Below are 15514 nucleotides of genomic sequence, written 5' to 3' on the forward strand. Positions count from 1 at the left end.
AATTAGAAGTAGCCCTGACGTTTCTTGTCTTCCATGGAACCGGCGCCATCGTGGTCGATGACTCGGCCCTGGCGCTCTGAAGTGCGCGTCAGGAGCATTTCCTGAATGATGTCGGTGAGCGTCTCGGCTTCCGACTCGACAGCACCCGTCAACGGGTAGCAGCCAAGGGTACGGAAACGCACCTTTTTCTTGACGATGCGCGCTTTCTCTTCATCGGTAAGATGTTCGAGGATGCGCTCGTCGTCGATCATGATCAGGGTGCCGTTCTTCTCGATGACTTCACGCTCGGCGGCGAAGTACAGCGGCACGATCGGGATGCCTTCGAGGTAGATGTACTGCCAGATGTCCAGCTCGGTCCAGTTCGACAGCGGGAAGACGCGGATCGACTCGCCCTTGTTGACCTTGCCGTTGTACACGTTCCACAGTTCCGGGCGCTGGTTCTTCGGGTCCCAGCGGTGCTTGCTGTCACGGAACGAGTACACGCGCTCCTTGGCCCGCGACTTCTCTTCGTCGCGGCGCGCACCACCGAAGGCGGCATCGAAACCATGCTTGTCCAGCGCCTGCTTCAGGCCCTGGGTCTTCATGATGTCGGTGTGCTTGGAGCTGCCATGGGTGAACGGGTTGATGCCCTGCGCCACACCCTCGGGGTTGACGTGGGTGATCAGCTCCAGGCCCATTTCCTCGACCATCTTGTCGCGGAAGCTGTACATCTCCTGGAATTTCCACTGGGTGTCGACGTGCATCACCGGGAACGGCAACTTGCCTGGGAAAAAGGCCTTGCGCGCCAGGTGCAGCATCACGGCGGAGTCCTTGCCGATCGAGTACAGCATCACCGGGTTGTCGAACTCGGCGGCCACCTCGCGGATGATGTGGATGCTCTCCGCCTCCAGCTGTTTCAAGTGCGTCAGTTTGTCGACCATGGCTACTCACGAAAAACGATCTTATGGACGGCCTGCGGGCCGTGTTCGAGCGAGCCACTTTATCACAGCGGCTGCTTCTATTTAGGAGGCTGGCTAGATCGAAAAAGTCTAACGATATGACTGGGGGTTTGGGCTGGCAGGCCCGGTATTGGTCTCTGGACATGCACAGGATCTGTAGGAGCAGCCTTGTGCTGCGAAGAGGCCGTTACTGCCCAAAAAGCTCTTTTGCCTCACTGGCCTCTTCGCAGCACAAGGCTGCTCCTACAGGGACCGCGCCATCAACACTGTATCCGCGAAGAAGGCGACGCCGATGTCAGATCGGGTTTGGGCAATCGATGAACAGGTGCTCCACGGCAAAGCGCCGCGCCAGGTAATCACCCAGCGCCTGCACCCCATACCGCTCGGTGGCATGGTGCCCGGCGGCAATGAAGCTGACGCCATTCTCGCGGGCACTATGGTAGGTCTGCTCCGACGCCTCGCCGGTCAGGTACAGGTCCACCCCGGCCGCGATCGCCGTGTCGATGTAGCCCTGCCCGCCTCCGGTGCACCAGCCGACCCGCCGGATCATCTGCTCACCCTCTACCAGCAAAGGCTCACGCCCCAGAACCTCCCGCACTCGCCGGGCGAAGTCGAGCGCAGTCATCGGCTCGGCCAGCGAGCCGACCAGGCCGACCACCTTGGGGTTCTCCGGGTCCAGCGGCCCTTCGACGGTGATGTCCAGTTGCCGCGCCAGTTGCACGTTGTTGCCCACGTCCGGGTGCACGTCCAGCGGCAGGTGGAACGCCAGCAGACTGATGTCGTTGTTCAACAGGGTTTTCAGCCGGCGCTGCCGGATGCCGGTGACGCAAGGGTTCTCTCCCTTCCAGAAGTAGCCATGGTGCACCAGCACCAGGTCGGCCTCGGCTTCGACTGCCGCATCCAGCAACGCCTGGCTGGCGGTAACGCCGCTGACGATGCGGCTGACCTGCGGCCGGCCTTCGACCTGCAGGCCGTTGGGGCAATAATCCTGGATCTTCGCGCTGCCCAGGTAACGCTCGGCTTCCTCGACCAGGGTGTTCAGAGCGACGGCCATGAAAATCTCCTCGAAATCTGCGTTTTTCTCGGGCACAACGCCCATGCAACGCCCGTATAATGCCGGCCATTATGGGCCGTCGCCGGCACTGGGGGAACCGGTGTATGATCGCGCGCGCTCATGCCCACCGCACGGTCATCGTCCCCGGCTATTTCCAGGATTCATTCATGTTCAAGGCTTTGCGTTATTTTGGCTGGCCCCTGCTTACCGGCGTACTGATCGCCATGCTGATCATCCAGCGCTTCCCGGAGTGGGTCGGCCTGCCCAGCCAGGACGTCAACCTGCAGCAGGCACCGCAGACCACGCGGATCATGCAGGGCCCGGTATCCTACGCCGACGCCGTGACCCTGGCCGCCCCGGCGGTGGTCAACCTGTACACCACCAAGGTGGTGAACAAGAGCGCCCACCCGCTGTTCGAAGACCCGCAGTTCCGCCGTTTCTTCGGCGACAACCTGCCCAAGCAGCGCCGCTGGGAGTCGAGCCTGGGCTCGGCGGTGATCATGAGCCCCGAAGGCTACCTGCTGACCAACAACCATGTCACCAGCGGCGCCGACCAGATCGTCGTGGCCCTGAAGGATGGCCGCGAGACATTGGCCCGGGTCATCGGCAGCGACCCGGAAACCGACCTGGCGGTGCTGAAGATAGACCTGAAGAGCCTGCCGGCAATCACCATCGGCCGCTCCGACAACATTCACATCGGTGACGTGTCGCTGGCCATCGGTAACCCGTTCGGGGTCGGCCAGACCGTGACCATGGGCATCATCAGCGCCACTGGCCGCAACCAGCTGGGCCTGAACAACTACGAAGATTTCATCCAGACCGACGCGGCGATCAACCCGGGTAACTCCGGCGGTGCGCTTGTGGATGCCAACGGCAACCTGATCGGCATCAACACGGCGATCTTCTCCAAGTCCGGCGGTTCGCAAGGTATCGGCTTCGCCATCCCGGTGAAACTGGCACTGGAGGTGATGAAGTCGATCATCGAGCACGGCCAGGTGATCCGTGGCTGGCTGGGCATCGAAGTACAGCCACTGAGCCAGGAACTGGCCGAATCGTTCGGCATGAAGGACCGCCCGGGCATCGTGGTGGCGGGCATCTTCCGCGAAGGGCCGGCGGCAAAGGCCGGGCTGCAGCTGGGTGACGTGATCCTGAGCATCAACGGCGAGCCGGCCGGTGACGGGCGCAAGTCGATGAACCAGGTGGCGCGGATCAAGCCCAACGAGAAGATCACCATCGAGGTGATGCGCAATGGGCAGCAGTTGAAGCTGATCGCCGAGGTGGGCCTGCGGCCACCACCGGCGCCGGCAGTCGCCAAGGAAGAGAAGTAAGGCTGCGATCTGGTCTCTGGGGGGCTGCTTCGCAGCACGAGGCTGCTCCTACAGGAGATCGCATTTCCCTTGTAGGAGCAGCCTTGTGCTGCGAATGGGCCGCAAAGCGGCCCCGGCTACATCAATGCAGGATCTGGCTCAGGAACAACTTGGTCCGGTCACTGCGTGGCCGGTCGAAGAAGTCATCCGGCGCCGCCTGCTCGACGATCTCGCCCTTGTCCATGAAGATCACCCGGTTCGCCACGGTCCGGGCAAAGCCCATCTCGTGGGTCACGCAGAGCATGGTCATGCCGTCCTCGGCCAGGCCCACCATGGTATCGAGCACTTCCTTGACCATTTCCGGGTCCAGCGCCGAGGTCGGTTCGTCGAACAGCATAATCTTCGGTTTCATGCACAACGCGCGGGCAATCGCCACACGCTGCTGCTGACCACCGGACAACTGCCCCGGGTACTTGTGCGCCTGCTCCGGAATACGCACCCGCTCCAGGTAGTGCATGGCGATTTCCTCGGCCTTGCGCCGCGGCATCTTGCGCACCCACATCGGCGCCAGGGTGCAGTTCTCCAGGATGCTCAGGTGCGGGAACAGGTTGAAGTGCTGGAACACCATGCCCACTTCGCGGCGGATGGCCTCGATCTGCTTGAGGTCGTTGGTCAGCTCCACACCATCGACCACGATGCGCCCCTGCTGGTGCTCTTCAAGGCGGTTGAGACAACGGATGGTGGTGGACTTGCCAGAGCCGGACGGCCCGCACAGCACGATGCGCTCGCCCTGGCGCACGTTCAGATTGATGTCCTTGAGCACATGGAACTGGCCGTACCACTTGTTCACGCCCTGCATCTGGATGATGCCTTCGGGGCCGGCAGGCTGCTTGATCGCTTCACTCATTTCGAAACTCCTAACGCTTGTGGCCAGTGTCCAGCTTGCGCTCCAGATGCATGGAGTAGCGGGACATACCGAAACAGAAAATCCAGAACACCAGGGCGGCGAACACGTAGCCCTCGGTAGCCATACCCAGCCAGGCCGGGTCGGCAGCAGCTTGCTTGACGCTGTTCAGCAGGTCGAACAGGCCGATGATGATCACCAGGCTGGTGTCCTTGAACAGGGCAATGAAGGTGTTGACGATGCCGGGAATTACCAGCTTGAGCGCCTGCGGCAGAATCACCAGGCCCATCGCCCGCCAGTAGCCAAGGCCCATGGCCGCGGCAGCTTCGTACTGGCCCTTGGGGATGGCCTGGAGGCCGCCACGCACCACCTCGGCGATATACGCCGACTGGAACAGGATCACGCCGATCATCGCCCGCAGCAGCTTGTCGAAGCTCATGCCCTCAGGCAGGAACAACGGCAGCATCACCGATGACATGAACAGCACGGTGATCAGCGGCACGCCGCGCCAGAACTCGATGAAGGTCACGCACACCACCTTCACCGCAGGCATTTTCGAGCGCCGCCCCAGGGCCAGCAGGATTCCCAGCGGCAATGCGCCGACAATGCCCACGGTGGCAATCACCAGGGTCAGCATCAGCCCGCCCCACTGGCTGGTAGGTACGCTTTCCAGGCCCAGCATGCCCCCGTGCAGCAGGGTGTAGGCCAGCAGCGGGTACACCACCAGGAAGCCAAGGCCGTAGAAGGCCTTGCGTGGGAAGCGTTTGATGAACAGCGGGGCGGCGCCAAGCACGGCAAGCCACACGGTCAGGTCCACGCGCCAGCGCAACTCGGCCGGGTAGTAGCCGTACATGAACTGGCCGAAACGCTGCTGCACGAACACCCAGCAGGCGCCCTCCTTGGTGCAGTCGGCGCGGGTGGTGCCGACCCAGTTGGCATCAAGCAACGCCCACTGCAGCAGCGGCGGCACGATCAGCCAAACCAGGTAGATGGCAAACAGGGTCAGCAGCGTATTGAGCCAGCTGGAGAACAGATTGGCACGCATCCATGCGAGCACGCCGACGGTTTTCACCGGTGGCGGCATGTCGGGTTTGAAAACATGGGCATTCACGGGCGTATCCTCACCGCTCGATCAGCGCAATGCGCTTGTTGTACCAGTTCATCAGCAGCGAAATACTGATGCTGATGGCGAGATAGACACTCATGGTGATGGCGATCACCTCGATGGCCTGGCCGGTCTGGTTGAGCACGGTACCGGCGAACAGCGAGACCATCTCCGGATAGCCGATACCGGCCGCCAGCGACGAGTTCTTCGCCAGGTTCAGGTACTGGCTGGTCAGCGGCGGAATGATCACCCGCAGTGCCTGGGGGATGATCACCTTGCGCAGGGTCGGCCCCTCGCGCAGGCCCAGCGAACGCGCGGCCTCGGTCTGGCCATGGCTGACCGAACGGATACCGGAGCGCACGATCTCGGCGATGAACGCAGCGGTGTAGATGGTCAACGCCAGGGTCAGCGCCAGCAGCTCGGGGATCAGTACCCAGCCACCGACGAAGTTGAATCCTTTCAATTGCGGCACTTCCCAGTGCACCGGGCTGCCGAACAGCAGTGCGCAAACGCCTGGGATGGCGATGAACAGCGCCAGCCCCACCCAGAACTTGTGGAATGGCTCACCCGTCTCGTCGAAACGCTTGTTGGCATAACGCACCATCACCACGATGGCCAGCAGCGCCAGGACCAGGGCCACGACGAACGGCCAGAAGCCTTCGGCCATGGACGCGCCGGGCATGTTCAGGCCACGGTTGCTGATGAAGAAGGTGTCGTCGATATTGATGCTGCCCCGCGGTCCCGGCAGGGTCAGGAACACGGCGAAGTACCAGAACAGGATCTGCAACAACGGCGGGATGTTGCGGAAGGTTTCCACATACACGGTCGCCAGCTTGTTGATCATCCAGTTCGGCGACAACCGCGCCACACCGATGATGAAGCCAAGGATGGTCGCCAGCACCACGCCGATGAACGTCACCAGCAAGGTGTTGAGCAGGCCGATGACGAACACCCGCGCATAGCTGTCTGATTCCACGTAGGGGATCAGGTGCTGGGCGATGCCGAAGCCGGCACTGCGGTCGAGAAAGTCGAAGCCCGAGGTGATACCCCGGTGTTGCAGGTTGGTTTGCGTGTTGTGGAACAGATACCAGCCCAGACCGACCACGAAGACTATCGTGAGAATCTGGAACAGCCACGCGCGCACACGTGGATCGCTCAGGGATAAACCCTTTTGTGCGCCGATTCGATTTTGCATGAAGTGCCCCGGAAAGTAGGGTTCCGAACAGCCTGCGGCGGCGGGATGCCGCCGCAGGGTGCAGCCATCAGCGCACAGGTGGCGCGTACTGGATGCCGCCGTTGTTCCACAGGGCGTTCATGCCACGGTCGATCTTCAGGTCGGTGCCCTGGCCCAGGTTCTTCTCGAACACTTCGCCATAGTTGCCGACTTGCTTGACGATCTGCACTACCCAGTCCTTGGGCAGCTTGAGGTCCTTGCCATACTCGCCGTCCGCCCCCAGCAGGCGAGCAACGTCCGGGTTCTTGGTGCCTTTGGCCTCGGCCTCGACGTTCTTCGAGGTGATGCCTGCCTCTTCGGCGTTGAGCATGGCGAACAGGGTCCACTTGACGATGCTGAACCACTCCTCATCGCCTTTGCGCACCACCGGGCCCAGCGGCTCCTTGGAGATGGTTTCCGGCAGTACCACGTATTCGGTCGGCGCGGCCAGCTTGGAGCGTTGGGCGAACAGCTGCGACTTGTCCGAGGTCAGCACGTCGCAACGGCCGGACTCAAGCGACTTGGCGCTTTCGTCGGAGGTATCGAAAGTGATCGGCGTGTACTTCAGACCATTGGCGCGGAAGAAGTCCGACACATTCAGCTCGGTGGTGGTACCGGCCTGGATGCAGATGGTCGCGCCATCAAGCTCCTTGGCGCTGGAAACACCGAGTTTCTTGTTGACCAGGAAGCCGACGCCGTCATAGTAGGTAACACCGGCGAACACCAGGCCCATGCCGGCATCACGCGAGCTGGTCCAGGTGGTGTTGCGCGACAGTACGTCGACTTCGCCCGACTGCAGTGCGGTGAAGCGTTCCTTGGCGTTGAGCTGGCTGAACTTGACCTTGGTCGCATCGCCGAATACAGCGGCGGCTACGGCGCGGCACACGTCGGCGTCGATACCAACGATCTTGCCCTGCGCATCAGGTACCGAGAAGCCTGGAAGACCGTCGCTCACGCCACACTGGACGAAGCCCTTCTTCTTTACCGCATCCAGGGTGGCGCCGGCCTGGGCGTTGCTCACGGCGCCCAGCGCGGCGGCAGCGGTCAGGACTGCCAGGGTGGTTTTCAACATCTTCATTCACAACCTCCAAATCGCTCTTGTTGTATCGAGCCGGAATTGCACCGCACCCTTTTGAGGCGTATCCGACCCGTATTGGCTTGTTATTGGGTCAATGGCGCAATGGACTGTTCTGTGACAGCCTTCGCGTGCAAAGGGTGTTACCGTCACGGCCTGCCCTTTGCATCATTGGTTGAATTGCAAAGCGCGTACCAGAATTTACGGCTGTAGCGTTTAAGCGCTCGTCAAGTAGGGAAAGTTGTATCGTTGCGACATTCTTTTTCCGACAATCATTTCCAGCGCCTTCTTTTCACGCACGCCATAACAAGACCCGCACACTTTCGGAGCAGTCATGACCAACCCGCTGATTCTCGAACCGCAGAAAACCGCAGACGCCTGTGTGATCTGGTTGCACGGCCTGGGTGCCGACCGTTACGACTTCCTACCAGTGGCCGAATTCATGCAGGAACGCCTGCTCAGCACCCGTTTCGTCATGCCCCAGGCTCCCACCCGCCCGGTAACCATCAACGGCGGCTACGCCATGCCCAGCTGGTACGACATCAAGGCCATGACCCCGGCCCGCGCCATCGACGAGGCGCAGCTGGAGGAATCGGCCGAACAGGTCATCAGCATGATCAAGGCCGAGCAGGCCAAAGGCATCAGCCTGTCGCGGATCTTCCTGGCTGGCTTCTCCCAGGGTGGCGCGGTGGTGCTGCACACTGCCTATATAAAGTGGCAAGAAGCGCTGGGTGGCGTGATCGCCTTGTCCACCTACGCCCCCACCTTCAACGACCAGCATCAGTTGAGCGCCTGCCAGCAACGCACCCCGGCCCTGTGCCTGCATGGTGTGCACGACCCGGTGGTGATCCCTTCCATGGGCCGCACCGCCTTCGAGTACCTCAATACCTGGGGCGTTGCCGCCCGCTGGCACGAATACCCGATGGAACACGAAGTGGTGGTGGAAGAGTTGAGCGACATCCACGACTGGCTGAGCAAGCAATTGCAATAAGCCAGGGCTGTCTGTAGTTGTAAGGCTATTCCACTACGCCGCGCCTGAATCTTGCATTACACTGCCCGGCGTACATTCCTTAACCAGTTGATGAGACGATCGTGCTCAAGGCACTCAAGAAAATTTTCGGCAAGGGAGACGCCGCGCCACAGGCCGTCGCTCCTGCTGCCAGCGTGACGCCGCCTGCGCCCGCACCCACCAGCGAGGCCCGGCCTGCGGAAAAACCGGCCGCACCACGCGCCACCCCCACTCCCCAGGCCGAACAGCCTGCCGCCGTTACGCCAGCCGCCGACAAGCCGGCCAAGGACAAACCGCGTCGCGAGCGCAAGCCCAAGCCGCAGGCCAGCCTGTGGAAACCGGAAGACTTCGTGGTCGAGCCACAGGAAGGCAAGACCCGCTTCCACGACTTCAAGCTGTCCAACGAACTGATGCATGCCATCCACGACCTGGGCTTCCCGTATTGCACGCCGATCCAGGCACAGGTGCTGGGCTACACCCTGCGCGGTCAGGATGCCATCGGCCGGGCCCAGACCGGTACCGGCAAGACTGCGGCGTTCCTGATCTCGATCATTTCCCAGCTGCAGCAGACGCCGCCGCCGAAGGAACGCTACATGGGCGAGCCACGTGCGCTGATCATCGCGCCCACCCGTGAGCTGGTGGTGCAGATCGCCAAGGACGCCATCGCCCTGACCAAGTACACCGGCCTGAACGTGATGAGCTTCGTCGGCGGCATGGACTTCGACAAGCAGCTCAAGGCCCTGGAAGCGCGCCATTGCGACATCCTGGTGGCCACTCCGGGGCGCCTGCTGGACTTCAACCAGCGCGGTGAGGTGCACCTGGACATGGTCGAAGTGATGGTGCTGGACGAAGCCGACCGCATGCTCGACATGGGTTTCATCCCCCAGGTGCGTCAGATCATTCGCCAGACGCCGCCGAAAAGCGAGCGCCAGACCCTGCTGTTCTCCGCCACCTTCACCGACGACGTGATGAACCTGGCCAAGCAGTGGACCACCAACCCGGCCATCGTCGAGATCGAGCCGGAGAACGTTGCCAGCGAAACGGTGGAGCAGCACGTCTATGCGGTGGCCGGCAGCGACAAGTACAAGCTGCTGTACAACCTGGTGACCCAGAACAAGTGGGAACGGGTGATGGTGTTCGCCAACCGCAAGGACGAAGTGCGGCGCATCGAGGAAAAACTGGTGCGCGACGGCATCAATGCCGCGCAGTTGTCGGGTGACGTGCCGCAGCACAAGCGTATCCGTACCCTGGAAAACTTCCGCGAAGGGCGCATCACCGTGCTGGTGGCCACCGACGTGGCGGGGCGGGGCATTCATATCGATGGCATCAGCCACGTGATCAACTTCACCCTGCCGGAAGACCCGGACGACTACGTGCACCGCATTGGCCGGACAGGCCGTGCTGGCACCAGTGGTGTGTCGATCAGCTTTGCCGGTGAGGATGACTCGTACCAGCTGCCAGCGATCGAAGAGCTGCTGGGGCGCAAGATCAAGTGTGAAATGCCGCCGGATGAACTGCTGAAGCCGGTGCCGCGCAAGCACCACTGAGTGGTGTTGGATTCTTCGCGGGCTTGCCCGCTCCCACAGGGGCTCCACAGCTTCCGGAAGCTGTGGAGCCCCTGTGGGAGCGGGCAAGCCCGCGAACCGGGGCAAAGCCCCGGCCAGAAATACTCTGTCTACCAGCGCTCCGCCGCATCCTGATCACTCTGCTTCCCTTCCACCCACCGCGCCCCTTCCTGGGTATTTTCCTTCTTCCAGAACGGCGCCCGCGTCTTCAGATAGTCCATGATGAAGTTGCAGGCATCGAACGCCGCCTGCCGATGGGCACTGGCCACGCCGACGAACACGATCGGCTCACCCGGCTCGAGCGCACCGATGCGGTGCAGCACCTCCACCTTGAGCAACGGCCAGCGCTGCTCTGCCTCCACCACGATCTTGGCCAAGGCCTTTTCGGTCATGCCCGGATAGTGCTCGAGGAACATCCCCGCCACCTCGCGGCCATCGTTGAAATCCCGCACGTAGCCGACAAAACCGACCACCGCGCCCACACCGACATTCGCCGCGTGCATGGCATTGGTCTCGGCTCCCGGATCGAACGCGCCCTCCTGTACTCGCACAGCCATGTTCAGCCTCCGGTCACCGGCGGGAAGAACGCCACTTCATCGCCCTCTTCCAGCGGCTCATCGAGCTTGCACAGTTCTTCGTTGCGCGCACACATCAGGTTCCGCTCGGCCAGCACTTCATACTGCCCGCCCTTGGCCACCAAGGCCTGGCGCACATCGTCGAGCACCTTGAACGCACCCTCCACCCGCTCGGCATCCACGCCCAACAATTCGCGGTAACGGGCGAAGTACATCACCTTGACCTTCATCACGCCTCCACCTTGTAGTGGCCACTCTTGCCGCCGAGTTTTTCCAGCAGGCGCACCTGCTCGATGACCATACCTTTATCCACAGCCTTGCACATGTCATAGATCGTCAGCGCAGCCACGCTGGCTGCAGTCAGCGCCTCCATCTCCACGCCGGTCTGCCCGGCCAGCTTGCAGCGGGCGACGATACGCACAGCGTCCTGCCCCTCGGCACTCAGCTCGACCTTGACGCTGGTCAGCATCAGCGGGTGGCACAGCGGGATCAGTTCGCTGGTCTTCTTCGCCGCCTGGATCCCGGCAATGCGCGCCACGGCGAACACGTCGCCCTTGGGGTGTTCACCGTCGACGATCATCTGCAAGGTCTGCGGCAACATGCGCACCCGCGCCTCGGCGGTGGCCTCACGCTCGGTCACGGCCTTTTCAGTGACGTCGACCATGTTGGCCCGCCCCTGGGAATCAAGATGTGTCAGCACTGCTCTGCTCCTGTGAAGGGAACTCGCAGTGTAAACCTGTGAGTCAGGTTTGAGCAGAGGGGTGCGTCAACCGTGCCCGCGAAAAAGCCGGGCGGCGAACCGCCCGGCGGAGAGGGTTACAGATGCGACTCGGCGTACTCGGCCAGCACCGAGCGTGGCACGCCCTGCAGGGTGATGTGCACGCCATGGGGGAAGTCCTTGAAGCGCTCGGTCAGGTAGGTCAGGCCCGAGCTGGTCGCGGACAGGTAGGGGGTATCGATCTGCGCCAGGTTGCCCAGGCAGACCACCTTGGACCCGGAGCCGGCACGGGTGATGATGGTTTTCATCTGGTGCGGCGTCAGGTTCTGGCACTCGTCGATCAGGATCAGGCTCTGCTGGAAGCTACGGCCACGGATGTAGTTCAGTGACTTGAACTGCAGCGGCACGCGCTCGAGGATGTACTCGACGCTGCCATGGGTGCTCTCGTCATCCATGTGCAAGGCTTCGAGGTTGTCGGTAATGGCGCCCAGCCACGGTTCCATCTTCTCGGCCTCGGTGCCCGGCAGGAAGCCGATCTCCTGGTCCAGCCCCTGCACGCTGCGAGTGGCGATGATGCGCCGGTAGCGCTTGCTGACCATGGTCTGTTCGATGGCCGCGGCCAGGGCCAGGATGGTCTTGCCGGAACCGGCGGCGCCGGTCAGGTTGACCAGGTGGATATCCGGGTCGAGCAGGGCGAACAGCGCCAGGCTCTGGTGGATGTCACGCGGCTTCAGGCCCCAGGCTTCCTGGTGCAGCAGCGGTTCCTGGTGCAGGTCGAGCAATAGCAGCTCATCGTTGCGGATACCCTTGATCCAGCCGACGAAGCCCTGTTCATCGATGATGAACTCGTTGACGTGAACCGCCGGCAGGTTGTCGATCAATTGCACGCGGTGCCAGGTGCGGCCGCGCTCCTGGCGGGTATCGACCTTGCTCACCCGGTCCCAGAACGAGCCGGTGACCGAATGGTAGCCCTTGGACAGCAATGACACGTCATCGACCAGTTGGTCGGTGCTGTAGTCCTCGGCCGCGATGCCACAGGCACGTGCCTTCAGGCGCATGTTGATGTCTTTGGTGACCAGCACAACGTCCAGGTCGGTGCGCCGGGCCCGTACTTCGAGCAACTGGTTGATGATGATGTTGTCGTTGAGGTTTTCCGGCAGCAGCTTGTTCGGCTCGTTGCGCGGAGTCATCAGGATGGACAGGAAGCCCTTGGGCCCGCTCTTGCCACGCTGGATCGGCACGCCCTGCTCGACATCGCTGGGCGAGGCGTCACCAAGGGTCTGGTCGATCAGGCGAATGGCCTGGCGGCATTCGGCGGCGATGGTCTGTTTGCCGGTCTTGAGCTTGTCGAGTTCCTCCAGCACCGTCATCGGGATGGCGACATGGTGCTCCTCGAAGTTCAGTAACGCGTTGGGGTCGTGAATCAGGACGTTGGTATCGAGCACATACAGGATAGGCTTGCTGGAGGAAGGGTTGCGTCCTTGGTCATCCATACTCGGTCACCTTATGTCGAAGCCACACGGCGTGGTCTGTTACGCCGCAGAGTGACTGCCGCTGTCCCCGTATCCGCGTTGTTACGGGCGGGAAGCGAACCTGGCTAGGTGGGCCTGGATGACGCCACCTGTGCTGCAGGAATCGGCTGTCTGGTTTCTTCATACCGCAAAAATGATGACTAAAAAAAGTCTTTTTACGTGCAGGTGAAGTTTATTTTTCCAAATGACGAACAGGGGTTGGCGAGGGGGCGCGCGAGGACTACAGTCAAAAATCAGGCTGCCATTGCATGGGTCAACGCCAGCAAGCCATGCACCTAACCTGTAAGAGCAACTGTGTTGTGTTGCCTGTACTGGCCTCATCGCCAGCAAGCCAGCTCCCACAGGGACAGCGCATGGCTTGAGGCCGATGCGGTCGAGGTGGGAGCTGGCTTGCCGGCGATGGGCTGCGCAGCAGCCCCCTCTCACCCCCGGTTGGCATATCCCTGGCAATCTTCCCAACCAATCCCGCTCTGCGCCGTATTGCGCAACAACCACTCCACCGCCGGCTGCGCCCTGGGCAGGCTGTCATGGAACTGGATCACCCCCTTGCGCCACAGCAGCATCAAGGTCAGCACCCGCTGGGCAGAGGCCTCGGCGCTCAGTGCGCCATCATCCTGGGCATCGATGTCCCACAACGACACTTGCAACTGCTGGCTGGCCATGAACGCCTCGCCATCGGCCCGGCGCTGCCCGTAGGGCGGCCGAAACAACGGTACATACTGCTCCGGCAAGTCGGCCTGCACCCGAGCCTGGCTGCGCCGCAATGAATCCTGCCAGTCTGTCCACTGCGCATGGGAGCGGTACTCCCAACCCTGAATCCCCACGCAATGCCCACGATAGAGCTGGCGCAAGGCATCTGCCGCACCGGCGTCGCGGCGTTGCTGCAGGCGGTTGCCGAGCACGAAGAACGTGCCTTCAAGCTTTTGCCGGCGCAGATAATCAGTCAGCAGATCGGTACTGCCGCCATCCGGCCCGGGCCCGCCGACGAAGGTCAGCAGGAACATGCGATCGTTCAGCTCATCCCCATTGCGCTCGCGTGAGGACAACCGCTCCACCTCGCTGCTGGTCTGCGGCAGCAACGCAGCCTTGCGCAGTTGTTCGTCCAGGTACCGCACATGGAACTGGTGGCTCGGCTCGATCCAGCCCGTGTAGAACGTGCCGACATCGGCAGCGAACGTCGCTGCCTGTGTGCGCAACTCCGCCATCGACGTAACCGGATAGCAGAACGACGCATCCTGTTCGCAACTGCGCTGCGCCTGTTGATAACCTTCCCACAACCGCTGCCACATGCGCGCCCGCACCAGGCGCACCTTCTGCAGGTTGACCTGCCGTAGCCCCAAGCGTGCCGCCAGCGCCGCGTCGTCCAGCAGTTCGCTTTCATGCAGCACCTGGGCGAACGAGAGGATCTCGGCCCGCGAGGCCACATCGAACAACGCCGGGCTGTCCAGCTTTTCGGGCCACAGGCTGCGGTCCAAACTCACCTGGGTTGAAGGGGCGGCTTGCACGGCCAGGCTCAGCAGAGCGGCCAACAAGGCAGAGGCAATACGCACGGTTGAAGCTCCGCAACGGCGAAACGCGCACTATAGCCTCTGCACCGGCCATGGTCTGTGACTATCGTCGCCATAGTTTGGACTTGCACCGCCCAGCCCGTAGAATTCCCGGCCTACGATGCCAGGAGCCGACCCGATGCTGACGGTGATATCACCCGCCAAGACCCTCGACTACGAAACCCCGCCGGTGACCGAGCGTTTCACCCTGCCCCAGTACCTGGACGACTCTCAGGAGCTGATCCAGCAGTTGCGCGACCTGTCGCCAGCGCAGATCAGCGAACTGATGCACCTGTCCGACAAGCTCGCCGGCCTGAATGCCGCGCGCTTCGGCAGCTGGACCCCGGACTTCACCCCGGCCAATGCCAAGCAGGCGCTGCTGGCGTTCAAGGGTGACGTGTATACCGGCCTCGACGCCGAAAGCCTGGGCGAGGACGATTTCAGCTATGCCCAGCAGCACTTGCGCATGCTTTCGGGCCTGTATGGCCTGCTGCGCCCGCTCGACCTGATGCAACCTTACCGCCTGGAAATGGGCACCAAGCTGGCCAACGCCCGCGGCAAGGATCTGTATGCGTTCTGGGGCACGCGCATCAGCGAATGGCTGAACCAGGCCTTGGCCGAACAGGGCGATGACGTGCTGCTGAACCTGGCCAGCAACGAGTATTTCAGCGCGGTGAAACGCAGTGCGCTCAAGGCCCGGGTGATCAACGTCGACTTCAAGGACCTGAAGAACGGCCAGTACAAGATCATCAGCTTCTACGCCAAGAAAGCCCGCGGCATGATGAGCCGCTTCGTGATCCAGCAGCGCATCAGCGACCCGGAGCAGCTCAAGCAATTCGATGTGCAGGGGTACTACTACAGTGCCGAACAGTCGAAGCCGGACCACCTGGTGTTCCTGCGGGATCATCCTTCCGAATAGTCAGGCAATACACAATCCCCTGTAGGAGCGGCCTTGTGTCGCGAAAGGGCCGC

General features: G+C 62.1%; 15 protein-coding genes. 4 read left to right on the forward strand and 11 right to left on the reverse strand.

The annotated features are described in order from the left end of the window. Nucleotides 1–2: 2 nt before the first annotated feature. Together cysD and GYA95_RS18805 are read right to left on the reverse strand one after the other, a co-directional pair. A complete protein-coding gene (gene cysD / locus GYA95_RS18800; RefSeq protein WP_013974136.1) occupies nt 3–920 on the reverse strand; it encodes a sulfate adenylyltransferase subunit CysD in 918 nt (305 codons plus the stop codon). 313 nt (nt 921–1233) lie between these two features. Beyond that, nucleotides 1234–1992 (reverse strand): Nif3-like dinuclear metal center hexameric protein, encoded by a 759-nt coding sequence (locus GYA95_RS18805; protein ID WP_015271733.1) that lies wholly within the window; start codon nt 1990–1992, stop codon nt 1234–1236. Nucleotides 1993–2159: 167 nt separating this feature from the next. Between GYA95_RS18805 and algW the strand changes: the two genes are divergently transcribed. Then, entirely contained in the window at nt 2160–3320 is a 1161-nt protein-coding gene (gene algW, locus GYA95_RS18810) for a Do family serine endopeptidase AlgW (protein ID WP_015271734.1), read from the forward strand. A 121-nt stretch (nt 3321–3441) separates the two neighbouring features. On the opposite strand, the gene GYA95_RS18815 is transcribed toward algW, so the two are convergent. The 4 genes from GYA95_RS18815 to GYA95_RS18830 form a co-directional block, all read right to left on the reverse strand. Further along, the gene (locus GYA95_RS18815; protein WP_003251792.1) at nt 3442–4206 is read right to left on the reverse strand and encodes an amino acid ABC transporter ATP-binding protein; all 765 of its coding nucleotides are present in this window, start codon (nt 4204–4206) and stop codon (nt 3442–3444) included. Nucleotides 4207–4216: 10 nt separating this feature from the next. Further along, nucleotides 4217–5314 carry an amino acid ABC transporter permease gene (locus tag GYA95_RS18820; RefSeq protein ID WP_013974139.1) on the reverse strand — a complete coding sequence of 366 codons (1098 nt, stop codon included), beginning with the start codon at nt 5312–5314 and terminating at the stop codon, nt 4217–4219. Between the two features lie 10 nt (nt 5315–5324). Further along, nucleotides 5325–6503: an amino acid ABC transporter permease gene (locus tag GYA95_RS18825; protein WP_015271735.1), complete on the reverse strand. Its 1179-nt coding sequence runs from the start codon at nt 6501–6503 to the stop codon at nt 5325–5327. Nucleotides 6504–6570: 67 nt separating this feature from the next. After that, on the reverse strand, nt 6571–7599 hold the full coding sequence (locus GYA95_RS18830; RefSeq protein ID WP_015271736.1) for an amino acid ABC transporter substrate-binding protein: 1029 nt from the start codon (nt 7597–7599) through the stop codon (nt 6571–6573). Nucleotides 7600–7930: 331 nt separating this feature from the next. Between GYA95_RS18830 and GYA95_RS18835 the strand changes: the two genes are divergently transcribed. Both GYA95_RS18835 and rhlB read left to right on the forward strand, forming a co-directional pair. Next, a complete protein-coding gene (locus GYA95_RS18835) occupies nt 7931–8587 on the forward strand; it encodes an alpha/beta hydrolase (protein WP_015271737.1) in 657 nt (218 codons plus the stop codon). 101 nt (nt 8588–8688) lie between these two features. Further along, entirely contained in the window at nt 8689–10152 is a 1464-nt protein-coding gene (gene rhlB / locus GYA95_RS18840; protein ID WP_054573302.1) for an ATP-dependent RNA helicase RhlB, read from the forward strand. Between the two features lie 128 nt (nt 10153–10280). Here the strand turns inward: rhlB and moaE are convergent, their stop codons facing one another. The 5 genes from moaE to GYA95_RS18865 form a co-directional block, all read right to left on the reverse strand. After that, nucleotides 10281–10727, reverse strand: coding sequence for a molybdopterin synthase catalytic subunit MoaE (gene moaE / locus GYA95_RS18845; protein WP_013974144.1), 447 nt, complete (start codon nt 10725–10727; stop codon nt 10281–10283). A 2-nt stretch (nt 10728–10729) separates the two neighbouring features. Continuing rightward, a complete protein-coding gene (moaD, locus tag GYA95_RS18850; protein ID WP_015271739.1) occupies nt 10730–10975 on the reverse strand; it encodes a molybdopterin converting factor subunit 1 in 246 nt (81 codons plus the stop codon). Beyond that, nucleotides 10975–11445 carry a cyclic pyranopterin monophosphate synthase MoaC gene (moaC, locus tag GYA95_RS18855; protein ID WP_013974145.1) on the reverse strand — a complete coding sequence of 157 codons (471 nt, stop codon included), beginning with the start codon at nt 11443–11445 and terminating at the stop codon, nt 10975–10977. The genes moaD and moaC overlap by 1 nt, the downstream gene beginning before the upstream one ends. A 116-nt stretch (nt 11446–11561) precedes the next feature. Beyond that, nucleotides 11562–12956, reverse strand: coding sequence for a PhoH family protein (locus GYA95_RS18860; RefSeq protein WP_013974146.1), 1395 nt, complete (start codon nt 12954–12956; stop codon nt 11562–11564). 461 nt (nt 12957–13417) lie between these two features. After that, entirely contained in the window at nt 13418–14545 is a 1128-nt protein-coding gene (locus GYA95_RS18865; RefSeq protein WP_015271740.1) for a polysaccharide deacetylase family protein, read from the reverse strand. A 136-nt stretch (nt 14546–14681) separates the two neighbouring features. Here GYA95_RS18865 and yaaA point away from each other — a divergent pair, with 136 nt between their 5' ends. Then, complete coding sequence (gene yaaA, locus GYA95_RS18870; protein WP_013974148.1) at nt 14682–15461, forward strand: peroxide stress protein YaaA; 780 nt, start codon at nt 14682–14684, stop codon at nt 15459–15461. Nucleotides 15462–15514: the final 53 nt, after the last annotated feature.

Source organism: Pseudomonas asiatica (assembly GCF_009932335.1).
In the GTDB taxonomy this organism is placed as follows: Bacteria; Pseudomonadota; Gammaproteobacteria; order Pseudomonadales; family Pseudomonadaceae; genus Aquipseudomonas; species Aquipseudomonas asiatica.